Annotated in this window: 10 protein-coding genes; 3 read left to right on the top strand and 7 right to left on the bottom strand. The window is 66.8% G+C overall.

The features are described from left to right. Positions 1-182 precede the first annotated feature (182 nt). Positions 183-2,525: a CHAT domain-containing protein gene (locus tag V6K52_RS02010; RefSeq protein ID WP_353952240.1), complete on the top strand. Its 2,343-nt coding sequence runs from the start codon at positions 183-185 to the stop codon at positions 2,523-2,525. On the opposite strand, the gene cysE is transcribed toward V6K52_RS02010, so the two are convergent. Together cysE and cysK are read right to left on the bottom strand one after the other, a co-directional pair. Beyond that, positions 2,518-3,126, bottom strand: coding sequence for a serine O-acetyltransferase (gene cysE / locus V6K52_RS02005; RefSeq protein WP_353952239.1), 609 nt, complete (start codon positions 3,124-3,126; stop codon positions 2,518-2,520). The genes V6K52_RS02010 and cysE overlap by 8 nt on opposite strands. Positions 3,127-3,167: 41 nt before the next feature. After that, a complete protein-coding gene (cysK, locus tag V6K52_RS02000) occupies positions 3,168-4,106 on the bottom strand; it encodes a cysteine synthase A (protein WP_353952238.1) in 939 nt (312 codons plus the stop codon). 230 nt (positions 4,107-4,336) lie between these two features. Here cysK and V6K52_RS01995 point away from each other — a divergent pair, with 230 nt between their 5' ends. Together V6K52_RS01995 and V6K52_RS01990 are read left to right on the top strand one after the other, a co-directional pair. Then, positions 4,337-7,807 carry a (Fe-S)-binding protein gene (locus V6K52_RS01995; RefSeq protein ID WP_353952237.1) on the top strand — a complete coding sequence of 1,157 codons (3,471 nt, stop codon included), beginning with the start codon at positions 4,337-4,339 and terminating at the stop codon, positions 7,805-7,807. 1,415 nt (positions 7,808-9,222) lie between these two features. Further along, on the top strand, positions 9,223-9,390 hold the full coding sequence (locus V6K52_RS01990) for a hypothetical protein (RefSeq protein WP_353952236.1): 168 nt from the start codon (positions 9,223-9,225) through the stop codon (positions 9,388-9,390). Between the two features lie 657 nt (positions 9,391-10,047). Here V6K52_RS01990 and V6K52_RS01985 read toward each other — a convergent pair. The 5 genes from V6K52_RS01985 to V6K52_RS01965 form a co-directional block, all read right to left on the bottom strand. After that, on the bottom strand, positions 10,048-11,541 hold the full coding sequence (locus V6K52_RS01985; RefSeq protein WP_353952235.1) for an LLM class flavin-dependent oxidoreductase: 1,494 nt from the start codon (positions 11,539-11,541) through the stop codon (positions 10,048-10,050). 129 nt (positions 11,542-11,670) lie between these two features. Continuing rightward, positions 11,671-12,582 (bottom strand): ABC transporter substrate-binding protein, encoded by a 912-nt coding sequence (locus V6K52_RS01980; RefSeq protein WP_353952234.1) that lies wholly within the window; start codon positions 12,580-12,582, stop codon positions 11,671-11,673. A gap of 181 nt (positions 12,583-12,763) precedes the next feature. After that, complete coding sequence (locus V6K52_RS01975) at positions 12,764-13,504, bottom strand: ABC transporter permease (RefSeq protein WP_353952233.1); 741 nt, start codon at positions 13,502-13,504, stop codon at positions 12,764-12,766. Then, complete coding sequence (locus tag V6K52_RS01970; RefSeq protein WP_353952232.1) at positions 13,501-14,151, bottom strand: ABC transporter permease; 651 nt, start codon at positions 14,149-14,151, stop codon at positions 13,501-13,503. The genes V6K52_RS01975 and V6K52_RS01970 overlap by 4 nt, the downstream gene beginning before the upstream one ends. Continuing rightward, on the bottom strand, positions 14,148-15,278 hold the full coding sequence (locus tag V6K52_RS01965; protein WP_353952231.1) for an ATP-binding cassette domain-containing protein: 1,131 nt from the start codon (positions 15,276-15,278) through the stop codon (positions 14,148-14,150). The genes V6K52_RS01970 and V6K52_RS01965 overlap by 4 nt, the downstream gene beginning before the upstream one ends. Positions 15,279-15,370 lie beyond the last annotated feature (92 nt).

Here is a 15,370-nt window from a genome sequence, read left to right as displayed (position 1 = left end):
AGGCAGCACGCGAACTCCACGCCCGGGGCCGGTCGGAGAACACCGCCGGCCACTACCGGCGGGCCGACGCTGCGCTGAACCGGGCACTCGAGACTCTGGCCGAGTCTGCGGGAGCCAGGCCCAACGGACAAGACGCCGACGAGGAACTGCGCCTGCGGGCCCGGATCCTCATCACGAGAGCGATGTCGCGCTTCGGGATCGCCGGACCTGAGGCCGGACTGGCGTTGCTGGACGAGGTCCACCAGATGGTCGAAGGATCAGCCGCACCGCTGCTCGGCACGATCGCCCACATCCAGGCTGGCGCGATCAACGTCATGTCGTCCAACTGGATCGAGGCGCTGACTGCGCTCGCTCAGGTGGAGCCCCACCTGAGCGAGTTGGCCCCGCCAGAGAGGTGCGCCACCCTGATCAATCGTGGACTGGCCCACCTGTCCCTCCAGCACCTGGACCTTGGCCGCGTGGACCTCGAGGCTGCACTCGACCTGGCCATCGCGCACGACCTGCCCATGGAGGAGTTCAAGGCGCGCCACAATCTCGGCTGCGTCGCCTTCATCGCAGGAGACCTTCCGATGGCCCTTCGGCTCATGGCCGAAGCGGCAGCCATGGACTGCGGTGTGGGGCTGGCGCGAGCCCACTTGGACCATGCCAAGGTCCTGCTCGACGCCGGCCTCGTCGACGAGGCCGAACAGGTCCTCAGCCTCGGTCTTGACGCCGCCCGCCACGACCGACAGCCACTCGAACGCGGCGACATCCAGGTCGACCTCGCCCGGGCGGCGCTGCTGCGCGGAGACCTGGCCTCGGCACGTTCCTGGGCCGGCCGTGCCACCCGAACCTTCCGAGCGCTGCGCGCGACCAGTCGCGCCGACGAGGTCGAGCTACTGGGCGCGGCCATCGACATCGGGATGGGCCGACACCTCACCCGTGCCGCCAAGACCGCGGCGCGCTGGTCCACGCCAACCCCGGTGCAACCCAACGAGAGGTTGGGCGCGCGCATCCGCGCCGAGGTTGCGCTGGCGCGGCACGACCTCGCGAACGCACGACGCGAGGTGTCCAGCCTCGATGGGGACGCCTCCGTCTCGCTCAGCGTGTTCCTCCATGAGCGGTTGCTCGCTGCCCGGATCGCCACGGAGGACGGGGACCACGACCGCTCGAAGGCCCTGCTGTCCGGCGCTGCCCAGCGGTTGGCGCGCGACCAGGGATCTGTTCACAGCCACGAGGTGCGCGCCGGGCTGGCCCTGCACGCTGCCCGGATCCGCGATGCCGATGTGGCCATGGCCACCGACTCCGGTTCGCTCGATGAACTCTTCGACGCCACCGAGCGCTGGCGTGCCGCGTCCCTGCGGGCAGCCCCGATCCGACCACCCGATGACCCCGAGGTGGCCGCACTCGTCGGGCAACTGCGCCAACTGCGGCGCAGATCCGGATTGAGCGGGCCCACGACCGACAAGGCTCAGGAGACCGCAGCCGAGGTGAATCAGCTGCAGACCGAGATCACCGAGCGGCTCCGCAGGACCGGCGGCCCCAGTGCGGACGCCGACCTCACGGCCATGACCCTGGCCGCCACGCACACCCTGGTGTCGCAGCGACATGTGACCGTCGTGACCTTCCACGAAGTGCGCGGGACGGTCGTGCGACTGGTGGTCGGTTCGCAGATCCACCAGAGTGTCATCGGCCCGACCGCCGACGTTGCCGCAGCAGCCAGCCGGGCAGTCGCCGATGCCCGGGCCATGGCATTGGCGCGGCCGTCCATGGCCGCCTTCCTCGCAGGCGCCCGTGAATCCTCGGTGCACCGCGTCGACGAGATGCTCCTGGGGGGTCTTGACCTCGCCAGCGGCACCGTCGTCATCGTGCCCACTGTCGGTCTCGCCTCGATCCCCTGGCGGGCCCTCCCCGCGCTCAGGAACAGCCCCGTCATCGCGGCACCATCCGTCACTGCGTGGGCCAGACGCGGCGTCACAGCAGGTCGCTCACCTGACGTCGTCGCCCTCGCCGGCCCCGGCCTTCCCCGTGCCCAGGGCGAGGTGAGCGCAGTCGAGAAGGCGTGGGGGCGGCATACCAAATCGCCTTCCGCGACAACGACAACGGGGTATGCCGTGAGCGCGGACGTGCGCTCCGCGCTCACCTCGGCGAGCGTCGTCCACCTCGCCGCTCACGGGCACCACGTCGACCAGAGCCCGCTCTTCTCGAGCCTCGACATGGGCGACGGGCCCGTCTTCGCGCACGAGCTCACCTCACCTCTCGCCGCGGAGCTAGTCATTCTGTCGGCATGCGACGTCGGCCGCAGTCGGGGACGCACCGGTGACGAGCCCCTCGGGTTGGCAGCGGCCCTCCTCAGCCTGGGTGTGCAATGCGTCGTCGCGGCGACCAACCCGATCCACGACGACGTGGCCGCGGCGGCCATGTGCGAGCTGCACGAGCGGCTGGTCGCTGGAACAGATGTGGCGACAGCCCTGCGGGAGGTGGCCGCGAATGTCGCTGGCGCAGAGGCGTTCTGCGCCTACGGCAACACCTGGGCGGTCAGATGAAGAGGGCCGGCTCGCCAAAGAGCGCCTCGTAGGGATCCTCACCGGGGTGTCCGGGGAAACGCACCGTGGCAGGGATGCCCGTGGCGATCGCGCCATGCGGGATGTCCTTGACGACAACGGAATTGGCCCCGATCTGCACGTCGTCGCCGACGTCGATGGGTCCGAGGATCCGGGCGCCGGCACCGATGGTGACTCGGTCACCCACGGTGGGGTGACGCTTGATTTTGGCCAGTGACCGGCCACCCAGGGTGACGCCGTGATAGAGCATCACGTCGTCACCAACCTCCGCGGTCTCGCCGATGACGACACCCATGCCGTGGTCGATGAAGAAGCGTTTGCCGATGGTGGCGCCCGGGTGGATCTCAACCCCGGTGATTGCGCGCGTTGCCGTCGAGAGCGTGCGCGCCACGGGCTTGAGGTGCGGGCGCAGCCACAGCTTGTGGGCGAGCCGGTAGGACCAGATCGCGTGCAGGCCAGGCGAATTCAGCACGAGGTCGGAGCGTGATGCCGCGGCCGGATCGCGGGCGATCGCGGCGTCGACGTCCTCTCGAACGCTCGCCGCAGCCCGCTGGAGGCGGGAGCGCAGGCGAGCGAACGGCATACGCGAAGGCGGGGAGGTGAGCACTGTGTGAGTTCGGATAATCAGTCGACGAGACCCTCGAAGAGGATGGTCGAGAGGTAGCGCTCGCCGAAGCTCGGGATGATCACGACGATGGTCTTGCCGGCGTTCTCGGGGCGGGTCGCGACCTGGTTGGCGGCGGCGAGAGCAGCACCCGAGGAGATGCCGACGAGCAGGCCTTCCTGGGTGGCAGCCTTGCGGGCCCACTCCACCGAGGTCGCGGCGTTGATGTCGATGACCTCGTCATAGATCTCGGTGTCGAGGATCTCGGGGACGAAGTTGGCGCCGATGCCCTGGATCTTGTGCGGGCCGGGGGCACCACCATTGAGGATCGCGGACTCCTCGGGCTCAACGGCAACGATCTGGACCTCGGGCTTGCGCTCCTTGAGGACCTGGCCCACGCCGGTGATCGTGCCACCGGTGCCAATGCCAGCGATGACGATGTCGACCTTGCCGTCGGTGTCGCGCCAGATCTCCTCGGCCGTGGTCTTGCGGTGGATCGCGGGGTTGGCCTCGTTGGCGAACTGGCGGGCGAGGACAGCACCCTCACGCTCGGCCACGATCTCGTCCGACTTCGCGACGGCGCCCTTCATGCCCAGCGCGGGGTCGGTGAGGACGAGTTCGGCGCCAAAGGCCCGCAGCAGGGCGCGGCGCTCCTTGGACATCGACTCGGGCATGGCGAGGACGACCTTGTAGCCGCGGGCCGCGCCGACCATCGCGAGGGCGATGCCGGTGTTGCCCGACGTGGCCTCGACGATCGTGCCGCCGGCGGGGAGCTCGCCCGACGCCTCGGCCGCGTCGACGATCGCGACACCGATGCGGTCCTTGACCGAGCTGGCCGGGCTGTAGAACTCGAGCTTCGCGGCAACGATCGTGCCCGTGTCACCGGTCTCGATGATGCGGTTGATCCGCACGAGGGGCGTGTTGCCGACTGCCTGGGTGACGTCGTCAAGGATGGGCATTGAGTTCTCCGTGTCAGGTCTCGGGGACAGCCCGGTCAGGGCCGCACTTATGCCTATTCAAACATTGAGTTATCAATCAGCACAAGCAATCACTGACAAGTGGACTGGTGAGCGGGCTCCGGTTCCCCGCAGCAGACCCTCAACTGACGACTCGTGAGTCCTGCCACAACTGCTGCGAGGGGGGTCACTCAAAGGTATGCGCACGCTTAGTCGTCAGTAGAGTTGCCCGCATGTCCGCGCTCCAGATCGTTGCCTCCGCCATCTGCTTCCCGCTGATGCTCATCGGGTGGGCCCTCCTCTTCCGCCAGATCGGGCGCTTCGTCGCGCTCTACCGTGTGGGACAGGCGGATCCGCGCCGAACGGACGCTCCTCTGGCACGCTCGTGGACGCTGGCCAAGGAGTTCCTCGGCCACACCCGCATGTCTCGGCTGCCGGTCGTCGCGGTCGCGCACTGGTTCACCGCCCTGTCGTTCATGTTGCTGTTCGGGACGCTCGTCACGGCGTTCGGCCAGCTCATCGAGCCCGAGTGGCAGCTGCCCATCATCGGACACTTCCCGCCCTATGAGTGGGTCACCGAGTTCTTTGCGTGGACCGGTCTCATCGGCATCGTCGTGCTGATTGCGATCCGTCAGATGAAGCACCCGCGCTCGGCTGAGGGTGAGCAGGGTCGCCGCTCACGCTTCTTCGGGTCGAACTGGTGGCAGGCCTACTACGTCGAGTTCACGATCCTCGGCGTCACGCTCTGCATCCTCGCGCTGCGCGTCCTCGAGGCCGCCCTCACCAAGATCGAGAACCCGGGCGAAGGTCTGGCGCTGCACTTCCCGCTGACCGGATGGCTGTCCGGCATCTTCTCCGGACTCTCGCTCGACGGCATCAAGACGGTCATCGTCATCGTCGCCACCATCAAGATCATCATCTCGTTCGCGTGGATGATCACCATCTCGCTCACCCCGACGATGGGTGTCGCGTGGCACCGCTTCCTCGCCTTCCCCAATATCTGGTTCAAGCGCGAGTCCTCCGGCGGCACCGCCCTGGGCAACCTCAAGCCGATGACGATGGGCGACGGTCAGCCGTTCTCGATGGAGGCCATGGAGGCCGCCTCGGAGAACGAGGATGAGTCGGCTGAGCCGGTGTTGGGCGTGGGCAAGGTCGAGGACTTCACCTGGAAGGGCCTGCTCGACTTCTCCACCTGCACCGAGTGCGGTCGCTGCCAGTCACAGTGCCCCGCGTGGAACACCGACAAGCCGCTCTCCCCCAAGCTGCTCATGATGACGCTGCGCGACCACGCCAACGCGAAGTCGCCCTGGCTGCTCGCGTCCGAGGAGGCGCGCGCGTCACTGCCCGCAGCCACGACGGCACTCGCGGAAGTTCCCCTCATCGGCGACACGGGCTACGACATCCGGAACCCGCTCACGGCATACAACCCGCATGGTCCGGATGCCGTCATCGACCTGGACGTCCTGTGGTCCTGCACCACCTGTGGCGCCTGCGTCGAGCAGTGCCCCGTCGACATCGAGCATGTCGACGCCATCGTCGACATGCGCCGCTATCAGACGCTCATCGAGTCGGCCTTCCCGTCCGAGCTCGGTGGCCTCTTCAAGAACCTCGAGTCCAAGGGCAACCCGTGGGGCATGGGCTCGCGCGCCCGCCTCGACTGGGCCAAGGACCTGCCGTTCGAGGTCAAGATCCTGGGCAAGGACATTGAATCGGCCGACGAGGTCGACTACCTCTTCTGGGTCGGTTGCGCTGGTGCCTACGAGGACCGCGCCAAGAAGACCACTCGCGCCGTTGCCGAGCTGCTCGACACCGCTGGTGTCTCCTTCGCTGTGTTGGGCGATGGCGAGACGTGCACCGGCGACTCGGCCCGCCGCGCCGGCAACGAGATCCTCTTCTCGATGCTCGCCCAGCAGAACATCGAGACGTTCGGCGAGATGGGCGTCCAGAAGATCGTCGTCACCTGCGCCCATTGCTTCAACACGATCAAGAACGAGTACCCCGACCTCGGCGGCAAGTTCGAGGTCGTCCACCACACACAGTTGTTGAACCGTTTGGTCCGGGACAAGAAGCTCGTGCCCGTGGCTCGTCCGGCTGACGCTCCTGGCTTCTCGTCGGCCAAGAACGCTGCGTCGACTGCAGCGACCGTGACCTATCACGACCCCTGCTACCTCGGTCGTCACAACAACGTCTATGCCCCGCCGCGTGAGCTCCTCGGCGCCCTCCCCGGTGTCGAGCTGCGCGAGATGGAGCGCTCCAAGGAGAAGTCGTTCTGCTGTGGCGCCGGCGGTGCCCGCATGTGGATGGAGGAGAAGCTCGGCGGTCGCATCAACATGAACCGCACCGAAGAGGCCCTCGCCACCGGCGCCGAGCGCATCGCCATCGGCTGCCCGTTCTGCCGCGTCATGATCTCCGACGGCCTGACCGCAAAGCAGTCCGAAGGAATCGGCGAGGACGTCGAGGTCGTCGACGTCGCGCAGATGCTCCTTGCTGCGGTGCGCCGTGGGCAGGACGAGGACGCCGAGTCCGCTTCCGTGGACGAGGCGGCGGCCGCTTCAGTGGCGTCCGAGTCTGAGGCGTATGCCGGTGACGCACCTTCCGCTTCCCCCGCCGGTGCCGCTGGCACCGCTGCGGCTGGCGCTGCCGTTGCAGGAGTTGCGGTTGCTGATGGGTCCGAAACAGCTGCAGATGAGGCCTCAACGAGTACCGCCCAGGGGAGTGCCTTTGCTTCAGATACTGAAGCAAAGGCTGCGGAGGCGCCGACTGCCGAGGCGGACCCGTGGGACGAGCCCGCCGCACCCGCAACTTCGGCGCCTGCCCCGGCGGCACCTGCCGCCGAGACCAAGCCCAACGAGGCATCAGCCGCCGAAGCAGACCCGTGGGACGAGCCCGCCCCCGCAAGCCCTGCTGCACCCTCCGCCGAGGAGGCAACGACACCTGCCGCTCCCGCAGCCAGTGCCGACGTCGACCCGTGGGACGAGCCGGTAGCACCCGCAGCCTCGGCTCCTGCCCCGGCTGCACCCGCCGCCGAGGCCGCACCCGCTGAGTCGCAGACCGAGGCGCCTGCTTCTTCTGCAGCGAATGATGACGCCGATCCGTGGGACGAGCCCGCACCTGCTGCACGTGCCGAAGCCGTTGCGGCACCGGCAGAGGCAGAGGCCGAAGCACCCTCCGAAGCACCTGCCGCTCCCGCGGCCAGTGACGCCATCGACCCGTGGGACGAACCCGCAGGCGCAACCCCTGCAGCACCTGATGCTGAGGCCCCCGCCGAGGAGGCGACCGCCGCTGAGGAGTCAGCGACCTTCGAGGATGCGACGGCCGCAGGCTCTGCGCCCACCGAGTCAGAGGCCTCCCCAGCGACCACGGCCGGAGACGACCTGCTCTCAGCTCCTGACCCCTGGGACGACGTGGACACTCTGTCCGAGCGGGCAACCGTGACGACAGAGGCCGCAACGGATGCATCCCATGCCGACATCGAGCCCACGCCGGAGCCCACGGGCGATGCTGACTCCGCGCCGGCGGCTGAGCCCACAGGGGAGACCGTGTCCGAGGCTGACACAGATGCCGAGGCCGAGGCAGCCGACGCAGGAGTCAAGACCGAAGCCAACGACGAGGCCGAGGCGAAGCCGGCAGCACCTGAGGCGGCGAAGCCGACCAAGCCTGCCAACGCGGACGACCTGCTCAACGCACCCGACCCCTGGGACTGATCAGACCCGCCCATATTGAGCCCCGTCGACCCACCTGTCGGCGGGGCTCAATGAACATCTATCCATTTCGAGGCCGCCATTTCCCTTGCGAAGCGCAACCCGTGGGACTCGTGTGGCTGACGTCGCAGCAGACATGCAATTGACCGAATAGTGTTGCAGGACAGTTCAATTCAGCGTCAAGTGACTGTCAGTGCTGGCCCGTAGCGTTCCTTCCATGACAACAGCACCGGAGCTACTCTCGAACTCTCGTACGGCGTCCACGAGAGCTTCCGATTCGAGCACCAACTTGCAGATGTGACACCGGAAGTTGACCGCCTTATAGCCGCGGGCCGTTCGCGTCCGTCCGCTAGTCCGCCGTTCAACCCGCTTCTCGGCGCGAAGGCGCGCAATCCCTTCCGCGCCACATGCCAGGCATCGCCGGACCCACTCGTCCTGTCCCGTGATTCGTTCCCAGAATGAATGGCTCATGTGCTCAGTCAGGGGGCTTGGGTCCACGCCCTCGTACTGACGCCCGAACCGCTCGCGTGCCGCTGCGATCAGCCCCCTAGCCTGCGCGGAGACGTCATCCCGATGCTCTTCCGTGGCCTTCTGGATTGTGCCGAGGTGCTCCCCCCAGAAACTCACTTCGGTTACCTCGACGAGTGGGAGTACATGGCGAAAGACGGCTGCCAAAAGTGAGAACGACCTCGTGCATCGTTTGGCTTACGAGTTGTCCGCTGGCGCTTGCATGCGCAGTGAGGTCACGCGCCCCCTTCAGAACCTCCAGCGCGCTCGCGTCCACACCCAGAGACTCGTCCCCGAAGAGGAGCTCGAAGCGCTCGACGGCCTTGGCAAAGCCGACCGTGTAAGGGAAGTTGCTGCGCAGCGCGCGGCTGGAGGCAGCGCCCTTGCGACGAGCCGATGGTTGGTAGCCCACCAGCCGAATCAGCGCGTCATCGGTGAACCGCTGTCCCTTAATCAGAAGGGCAGGACTGATGCGGCACAGGGCCGCCTTGATGCCAAGTTCAACGGCTGCCCCGGCATGCAAGAAAAACAAGCGCTTCCCGGGGCGTGTAGTTCTGCATCGCTGAGCGGGCGAAGCGTTGAGCGGCTGCTCAGAACCCTTCCCACGTGTAGGGCGGTTCGGTCAACCGAATCGCAGCAGACTTCTCCACTCGATGGTCCCCCCTCATTCTGACAAGTCCACACCTTCACCGGGACGCTACCTGCAACTCGGCACGCGTGTGCACCGGAACGCCCTAGGGCTCAGGTCACGTCCTTGATCCGCACAACGGCACCGACGTAGGGCACGGCGAAGGCGAGGCCAGTGCCGGAAGGGCCACGCCTTATTTGCGGAGTCGATGACTTAATCGGAGGATTCCCCGTCGTCAGGCGGAGGCGGATGATGGACAGACTTCTCACAATGGAGGTGCAGCATGCGCCGTGTCCTGTGTCTGGTCGGCTACCACCACTGGGAGCACCACATCAACCGGGAGATGAGCGGGCCCGGCGGCGGGTACGACCTGTGCTCCCACTGTGGCCGGGAGAAGAAGTCGTATGACGACCGCGGCAACCCCTCCTTCAAGGGACCACTGATCGGCTGAGAGCCGACCAAGGACCACTACTCCGAGGTGCGTTGGCACCGCGAGATTGCCTACGGCACGTCCTTCATGCGCACGACGGCACCGACGTAGGGCACGGCGAAGGCGAGGCCAGTGCCGGAATGGCCACGCCTTATTTGCGGAGTCGATGACTTAATCGGAGGATTCCCCGTATGGGAGGAGGAGGTGGCAAACCTTGACTTGTGGGCCGAGGATTTCGGATTCAACCAACTGGACGACGAGGACCGTCGCGTGCTTGGAATCGAGCCACCCACCGAGTGACAAACTCAAGGCCCACGTGTGGTGGTGTCACCTGAAACCTGCGGGCGCGGGAACTGACTCGCCAGACGGTTCCTGCCGAAGGGCGCACGGTAGGCGCTACCCCACCCCTTCACTGTGGTCCCTTCGCATGGCGGCGATGTCCTCCCGCAGAGCGCGCACCTCGGCGGTCAGGTCGGTCACCTCTTCTTCGGTGCGCTCTTCTGCGGCCTGCACTTCGGCGACCTTCGACCCCAACCTCTGGCACCGAGCATGACCCCGCCGCACACCCTGACGCCCCAAAGGCAACGAGGACACAGGAGCGTTCGCGGGCCACGTCAGGGAACGCCAATTGCGGCGAAGGTGTGGGCTCGTGCCTGACCAATCCTGGTCCAGACCCGTTCAGCGCCGGGCAAGGGCGGCAATGCGTTCGACATCGGCAAGACCTTCGAGATCGGGCAAGGCGAGGAAGACCGTCCCCACTCCTTCGTCGAAGAGCCGCTCGAATCGCTCGCGGTGACTCGCCACGTCCGCGGCATGGTGACGTGCCGCGAAGTTGGCCGCCTTGGTGCGCCCGCGCATCCGCTCCACCCGCGCCCAAGTGTCCTCTCTGTCGTTGCCGACGATGGCGATGTCGAGCACCGTGACCTCCACCTCGCTGTGCGGTCGTCCGGCGTCGTCGCAGTGACGACGCAACACGTCGATCTTGTGTCTGACGACGTCCGGGTCGCCCTGCACATTGCAGGCGTCGCCCCACCGCGCAGCAATACGCAGAGTGTGTTGCTCGCCGCCCCCTCCGATGATGAGCGGCAGCCTGCCGACAGGTCTGGGATAGCAGGTGGTCTCGGGCAGGGATGCCCGCTCGCCCTCGTAGGCCTTGGTGCCGGGCGCCCACAGGGCCCGCACCGTCTCCGCAGCCACCTCGAGACCGTCGATTCGCTGGCCCGTGGCAGGAAAGGGGAGGCCGAACGCCGAGTGCTCGCGCTCCCACCACCCGGCTCCGAGTCCACAGAAGGCGCGACCTCCGGTGAGTACGTCGAGGGTGGCGGCCGACTTGGCGATGATGCCCGCCGAGCGGAAGGTGGCGGGGGTGCAGAGCGTGCCGAACTCGAGGTCGGTGCCGAGCCCCGCGAGGGCGCCGAGCGTCACCCAAGGCTCGGGAATTGGATCCCAGGCGCGACCGACCTGCGGGATCTGGATGAGATGGTCCATCAGCGCGATGCCCGCAAAGCCCGCTTCGTCCGCCGCGAGCGCGACACCTCGGAGCCAGTCGAGCGGTTCCTCGCCCCAGGGAAAACGCGAGACCTGCAGCATCACCCGCGGTCCGTCGGTCCTCGCCGTCGACGTGTTGGGAGCGAGTGTCCGTGTCGGAGTCGGAGTCGGAGTCGACACGGATTCGGACTCGGACTCGGACGCCGTGACTGGCGCGCCCTCTTCACCGCTGACGACCCGCACACTCCAACCCTCGACGTCGAGTTCTCGCTCGACATCGCGCATGCGTTGCAGTTGAGCGTTGAGCACGTTCGCCGGGACCGGACGATCACGGGCTGCGTTCCGAGCCCGGCACGTCGCCGCAGGAGTGTCGAACACGACTGCCACGGTGGCGAGTCCGCCATTGCGTGCCAACGCCACCCAGCCAGCACGACGATCCGGATCCAGCCCTAGGGTGTCGACGACAACCGTGAGGCCACGTCGGGTTCGGCCCGCCACGATCTGGTCGAGGATCTGAAAAGCATCGTCCGAGGCGTCCAGATCGGCCGTGCCGCTGCCGACCGCGGCTCGGAGAGCATCAGAGGAGACAACTTCATTGGCTCGGTAGTTCGTCACGGCCCAGGTGGATTTCCCGGAACCGGACGCACCAACCAGTAGCACCAGCGCAGGGTCGGGGATCTGCATGGTCGCAGTGTCTCAGCCGGGTACGCCTCAGCGAGGAACTCAAGAATGCGAAATAGTGCCGTGCACGCGTTTGCGACGAAGGAGCAACTGAGCGTATCCGGCACTATTTCGCCATCGGTCGAAGAGCGGTCAGCCGAGGTTGTTGGACTTGAGGAACTCGGCCGCCACGTCCTTGGCGTCCTTCTTGTCGGTCACGGTCTGCTTGAGCAGGCCCGAGATGACCTCGGTGGTAAGGGCCTTCGACACCGCGTTGAGCGCCGGAGCGAGCTGCTCGGACTTGTCCTTGGCCACGAGCGGCACGATGTTCTGCGAACCGAAGAGCTTCTTGGTGTCCTCGAGGGAGACGAAGCCGTTCTCGGCGATGGACGGATCGGTCGTGAAGATGTTGGCCGCGTCGACCTGACCATTCTTGAGCGCCTGGACAAGGCCCTGACCGGTGAGTTCACGGAAGGACTTGAACGTCACGCCGTAGGTTTTGGTCAGGCCGGGCACACCCTGCGGACGCGCCTTGAACTCGGGCGGGGCACCGAGCGACATCTCACCAGCGACGGCCTTGAGGTCGTCAATGGTCTTGAGCGACTTCGAGTCCGCCGTCTCCTTGGTGACGACGATGGAGTCATTGTCCTCGGCCGCGGACTTCTCGAGGACCGCAAACTCGGCCGGGATCAGCGTCTGGATCGCGGTGTAGACCTTCTCGGGGTCGGTCTCGGCGAAGTTCTTGTCATAGAAGAAGCCGAGCGCACCGGTGTATTCGGGGATGGCCTGGATCGAGCCGTCCTCGAGCGCCTTGAGATAGATCTCGCGCGAACCGATACGCGGCTTGGTCGTCGCGTTAATGCCCTTGGCCTTGAGCGCACCGGCATAGATCTCGGCGAGCAGTTCGGACTCGGGGAAGTCGGCAGAGCCGATGACGACGTCGCCGCCGGCTACAGCGCTGCCCGAGGGCGAGTCCGAAGCCAGCGGGTCACCGCCGCCACCACAGGCAGACAGGCCGAGGATCGCAGCGGTGGTGAGAGCGAGTACGGAGGTCATGCGCTTCATGAGGAGATCCTTCGGTTGCGATCAGTCGTGAGTTCGGGCACTGCGGGGAGTCCAAGGTCGACGAGAACAGCAGGGACAGCAAGAAACGATCGAACGTGCGACATCGCCGGAGGTCAGACCGCATCAGGTCCAACTCCACCACTGGGCACCGACATTCCGACCTCCCGGCGCGACTTGGAATTCATCGCGCCACGAACGATCGGTCGAGCAGCGCCCCGAGCGAGCGAGTCTTGGCAGCGCGCTGGGACCCGACCTTGAGCCCGGGCGAGACGACAGCACGCTGCACCAGAGCCAGGATCCCGTCGACGATCAGGGCCAGGACGGACACGACGAGCGCTCCGCCTGCCGTCGAGACGTAGTCACCGGTCTTGATCCCGTCGACGAGATAGCGTCCCAAACCGCCAAGGCCGACGTATGCCGCGACGGTCGCCGTCGCGATCACCTGCAGGAACGCTGAGCGCAGGCCAGACAGGATGAGCGGCAGCGCGTTGGGGATCTCCACCTGCCGGACGACCTCCATGCCGCGCATGCCCATCCCGCGGGCAGCGTCACGGGTGGCGGGATCGACAGCCTCGACACCGGCATACACGCCGGAAAGGATCGGCGGGATGACGAGCACGACGAGGACGACCACGCTCGGGATGAGGAAGGCGAGGTCGGACTGGAATTTCGGGCTGAGCCACAGCGCCACGGCAAAGAGCAGACCGAGGGTGGGCACGGCCCGCAAGGAGTTGGCGAGCGTGACCAGCCATTTGGCGCGACCGGTGTGACCGACCCACAGCCCCAACGGGATCGCGATGAAGGCGGCGATGACGACCGCGAGCAGGCTGTACCAGAGGTGCTGGACGATCCGGGCGCCAAGACCGGTGTCGCCCGACCACGTCGCGGACGAGGTGAGCCACTCGAAGATGCTGGCGATCATGCCCGGCCTCCCTGGGCTCGCTGCCACGGAGTCAGGAGGCGCTGGCCCAGCAGGATGACGCCATCGAAGATCAGGGCAAGGACGACGCACGCGACGATGCCCGCGACGATCTCTGCGGTGATGAAGCGGTCGTAGCCGTCGGTGAGCAGGTTGCCGAGCTGGGGGACGCCGATGAGCGAGGCCACCGAGACGATGCTGACGTTGCTCACCGCAGCAACGCGCAACCCCGCCGCGATGACCGGCACGGCCAGCGGCAGTTCCACGCCGAAGAAGCGCCGGAACCCGCGATAGCCCATCGCCTGCGCGGCCTGGAGGGTGCTGTCGGGCACCGAACCGAGCCCGTCTGCAACCGTGCGCACGAGCAGGGCGACGGTGTAGACCGTCATGGCGATGACGACATTGATCGGATCGAGCACCCTGGTGCCCGGGATGATGATCGGCATGAGAACGAACAGCGCCAGGCTGGGGATCGTGTAGAGCAGCCCCGACACTGAGATGAGGACGGGATAGACCCGCGACCAGCGTCGCGCGGCCCACCCGAGCGGCAGCGCGATGAGCAGTCCAAGGATCAGCGGCACACCCGCGAGCCACACGTGGCTGCGCGCCAACGTGAAGATCTCGCTCCAATGGTCGTTGATCCAGGTCATGCAGAGGTCTCCGTGCCCGAGTGGCCAAACCCGGCCGCTTGGTCGACGTCCGGTCGGTCGGCCGACTCGATGAGGGACAGCACCTCGTGGGCGCGGACGGTGCCAACCAACGAGCCCGAGTCGTCGACGATGACGCCTCGGCGCGACGGTGATGACAGAGCCGCATCGAGTGCCCCGCGCAAGGACCCAGAGGCGCGCGCCACGGTTCCACCGCGGTGCAGTGCCTCCGATGTCACCTTGCCGTTCACCCGCTCGGGTTCCACCCACCCGACGGGGCGACGTTCGTCGTCGACGACGAGTACCCACCCACCGGACACGCCAGCCGTCGACTCCCCGACGACCAACGTGCGCTCGGCCGCCAGCGGCAGCTTGGGGGCGGGTTGGAACTGCAGGGACCGGTAGCCACGGTCACGGCCGACGAAGTCCGCGACGAAGTCGTCGACCGGGTGCGACAGGAGGTACGCGGGGTCGGAGATCTGGGCCAGCTTGCCGCCGACGCGCAGCACCGCCACCTGGTCGCCGAGTTTGATCGCCTCGTCGATGTCGTGGGTCACGAAGATGATCGTCTTGTCGAGCTCGGATTGGAGGTCCAGGAAGATGTCCTGCAGCTGCTCACGCACGACAGGGTCGACGGCGCTGAATGGTTCGTCCATGAGCATCACCGGCGGGTCAGCCGCGAGCGCCCGGGCGACACCGACGCGCTGCTGCTGCCCACCGGAGAGCTGCGACGGATAGCGGTCGGCCAACTCAGGGGCCAACCCCACGCGCGACAGCAGGTCACGGGAGCGCTCGAGCGTCTGCTTCTTGTCCCAGCCGAGCAGCCGCGGGACGGTGCCGACGTTGTCGATGACGGTCCGGTGGGGGAACAGCCCGGCGTGCTGGATGACGTAGCCGATGCCCCGGCGCATCTGCGCCTCGTTCATGCGCGAGGTGTCCTGGCCCTCGAGGCTGATCGTGCCGCTCGTGGGCTCGATCATCCGGTTGATCATGCGCAGTGACGTCGTCTTGCCGCAGCCCGACGGGCCCACGAGGACGGTGATCTTGCCGGTCGGCGCCGTGAGGCTGAGATCGTCCACGGCCACTGTGCCGCCGGGGAACTTCTTCGTCACGCCATCAAACCGGATCATGCTCAGCCCCTCGCCAAACGGATGGTGAGGTCAAACGTAACCGGCGCGGACGGCATACACGCAGTTCACAGCCTCGCAATCGCCAATGGAGA

Source organism: Knoellia sp. S7-12, from assembly GCF_040518285.1.
Lineage (GTDB): Bacteria > Actinomycetota > Actinomycetes > Actinomycetales > Dermatophilaceae > Knoellia.
Note: the sequence above shows the minus strand (reverse complement) of the source record. Positions and strands in the feature narration are given on the sequence as shown.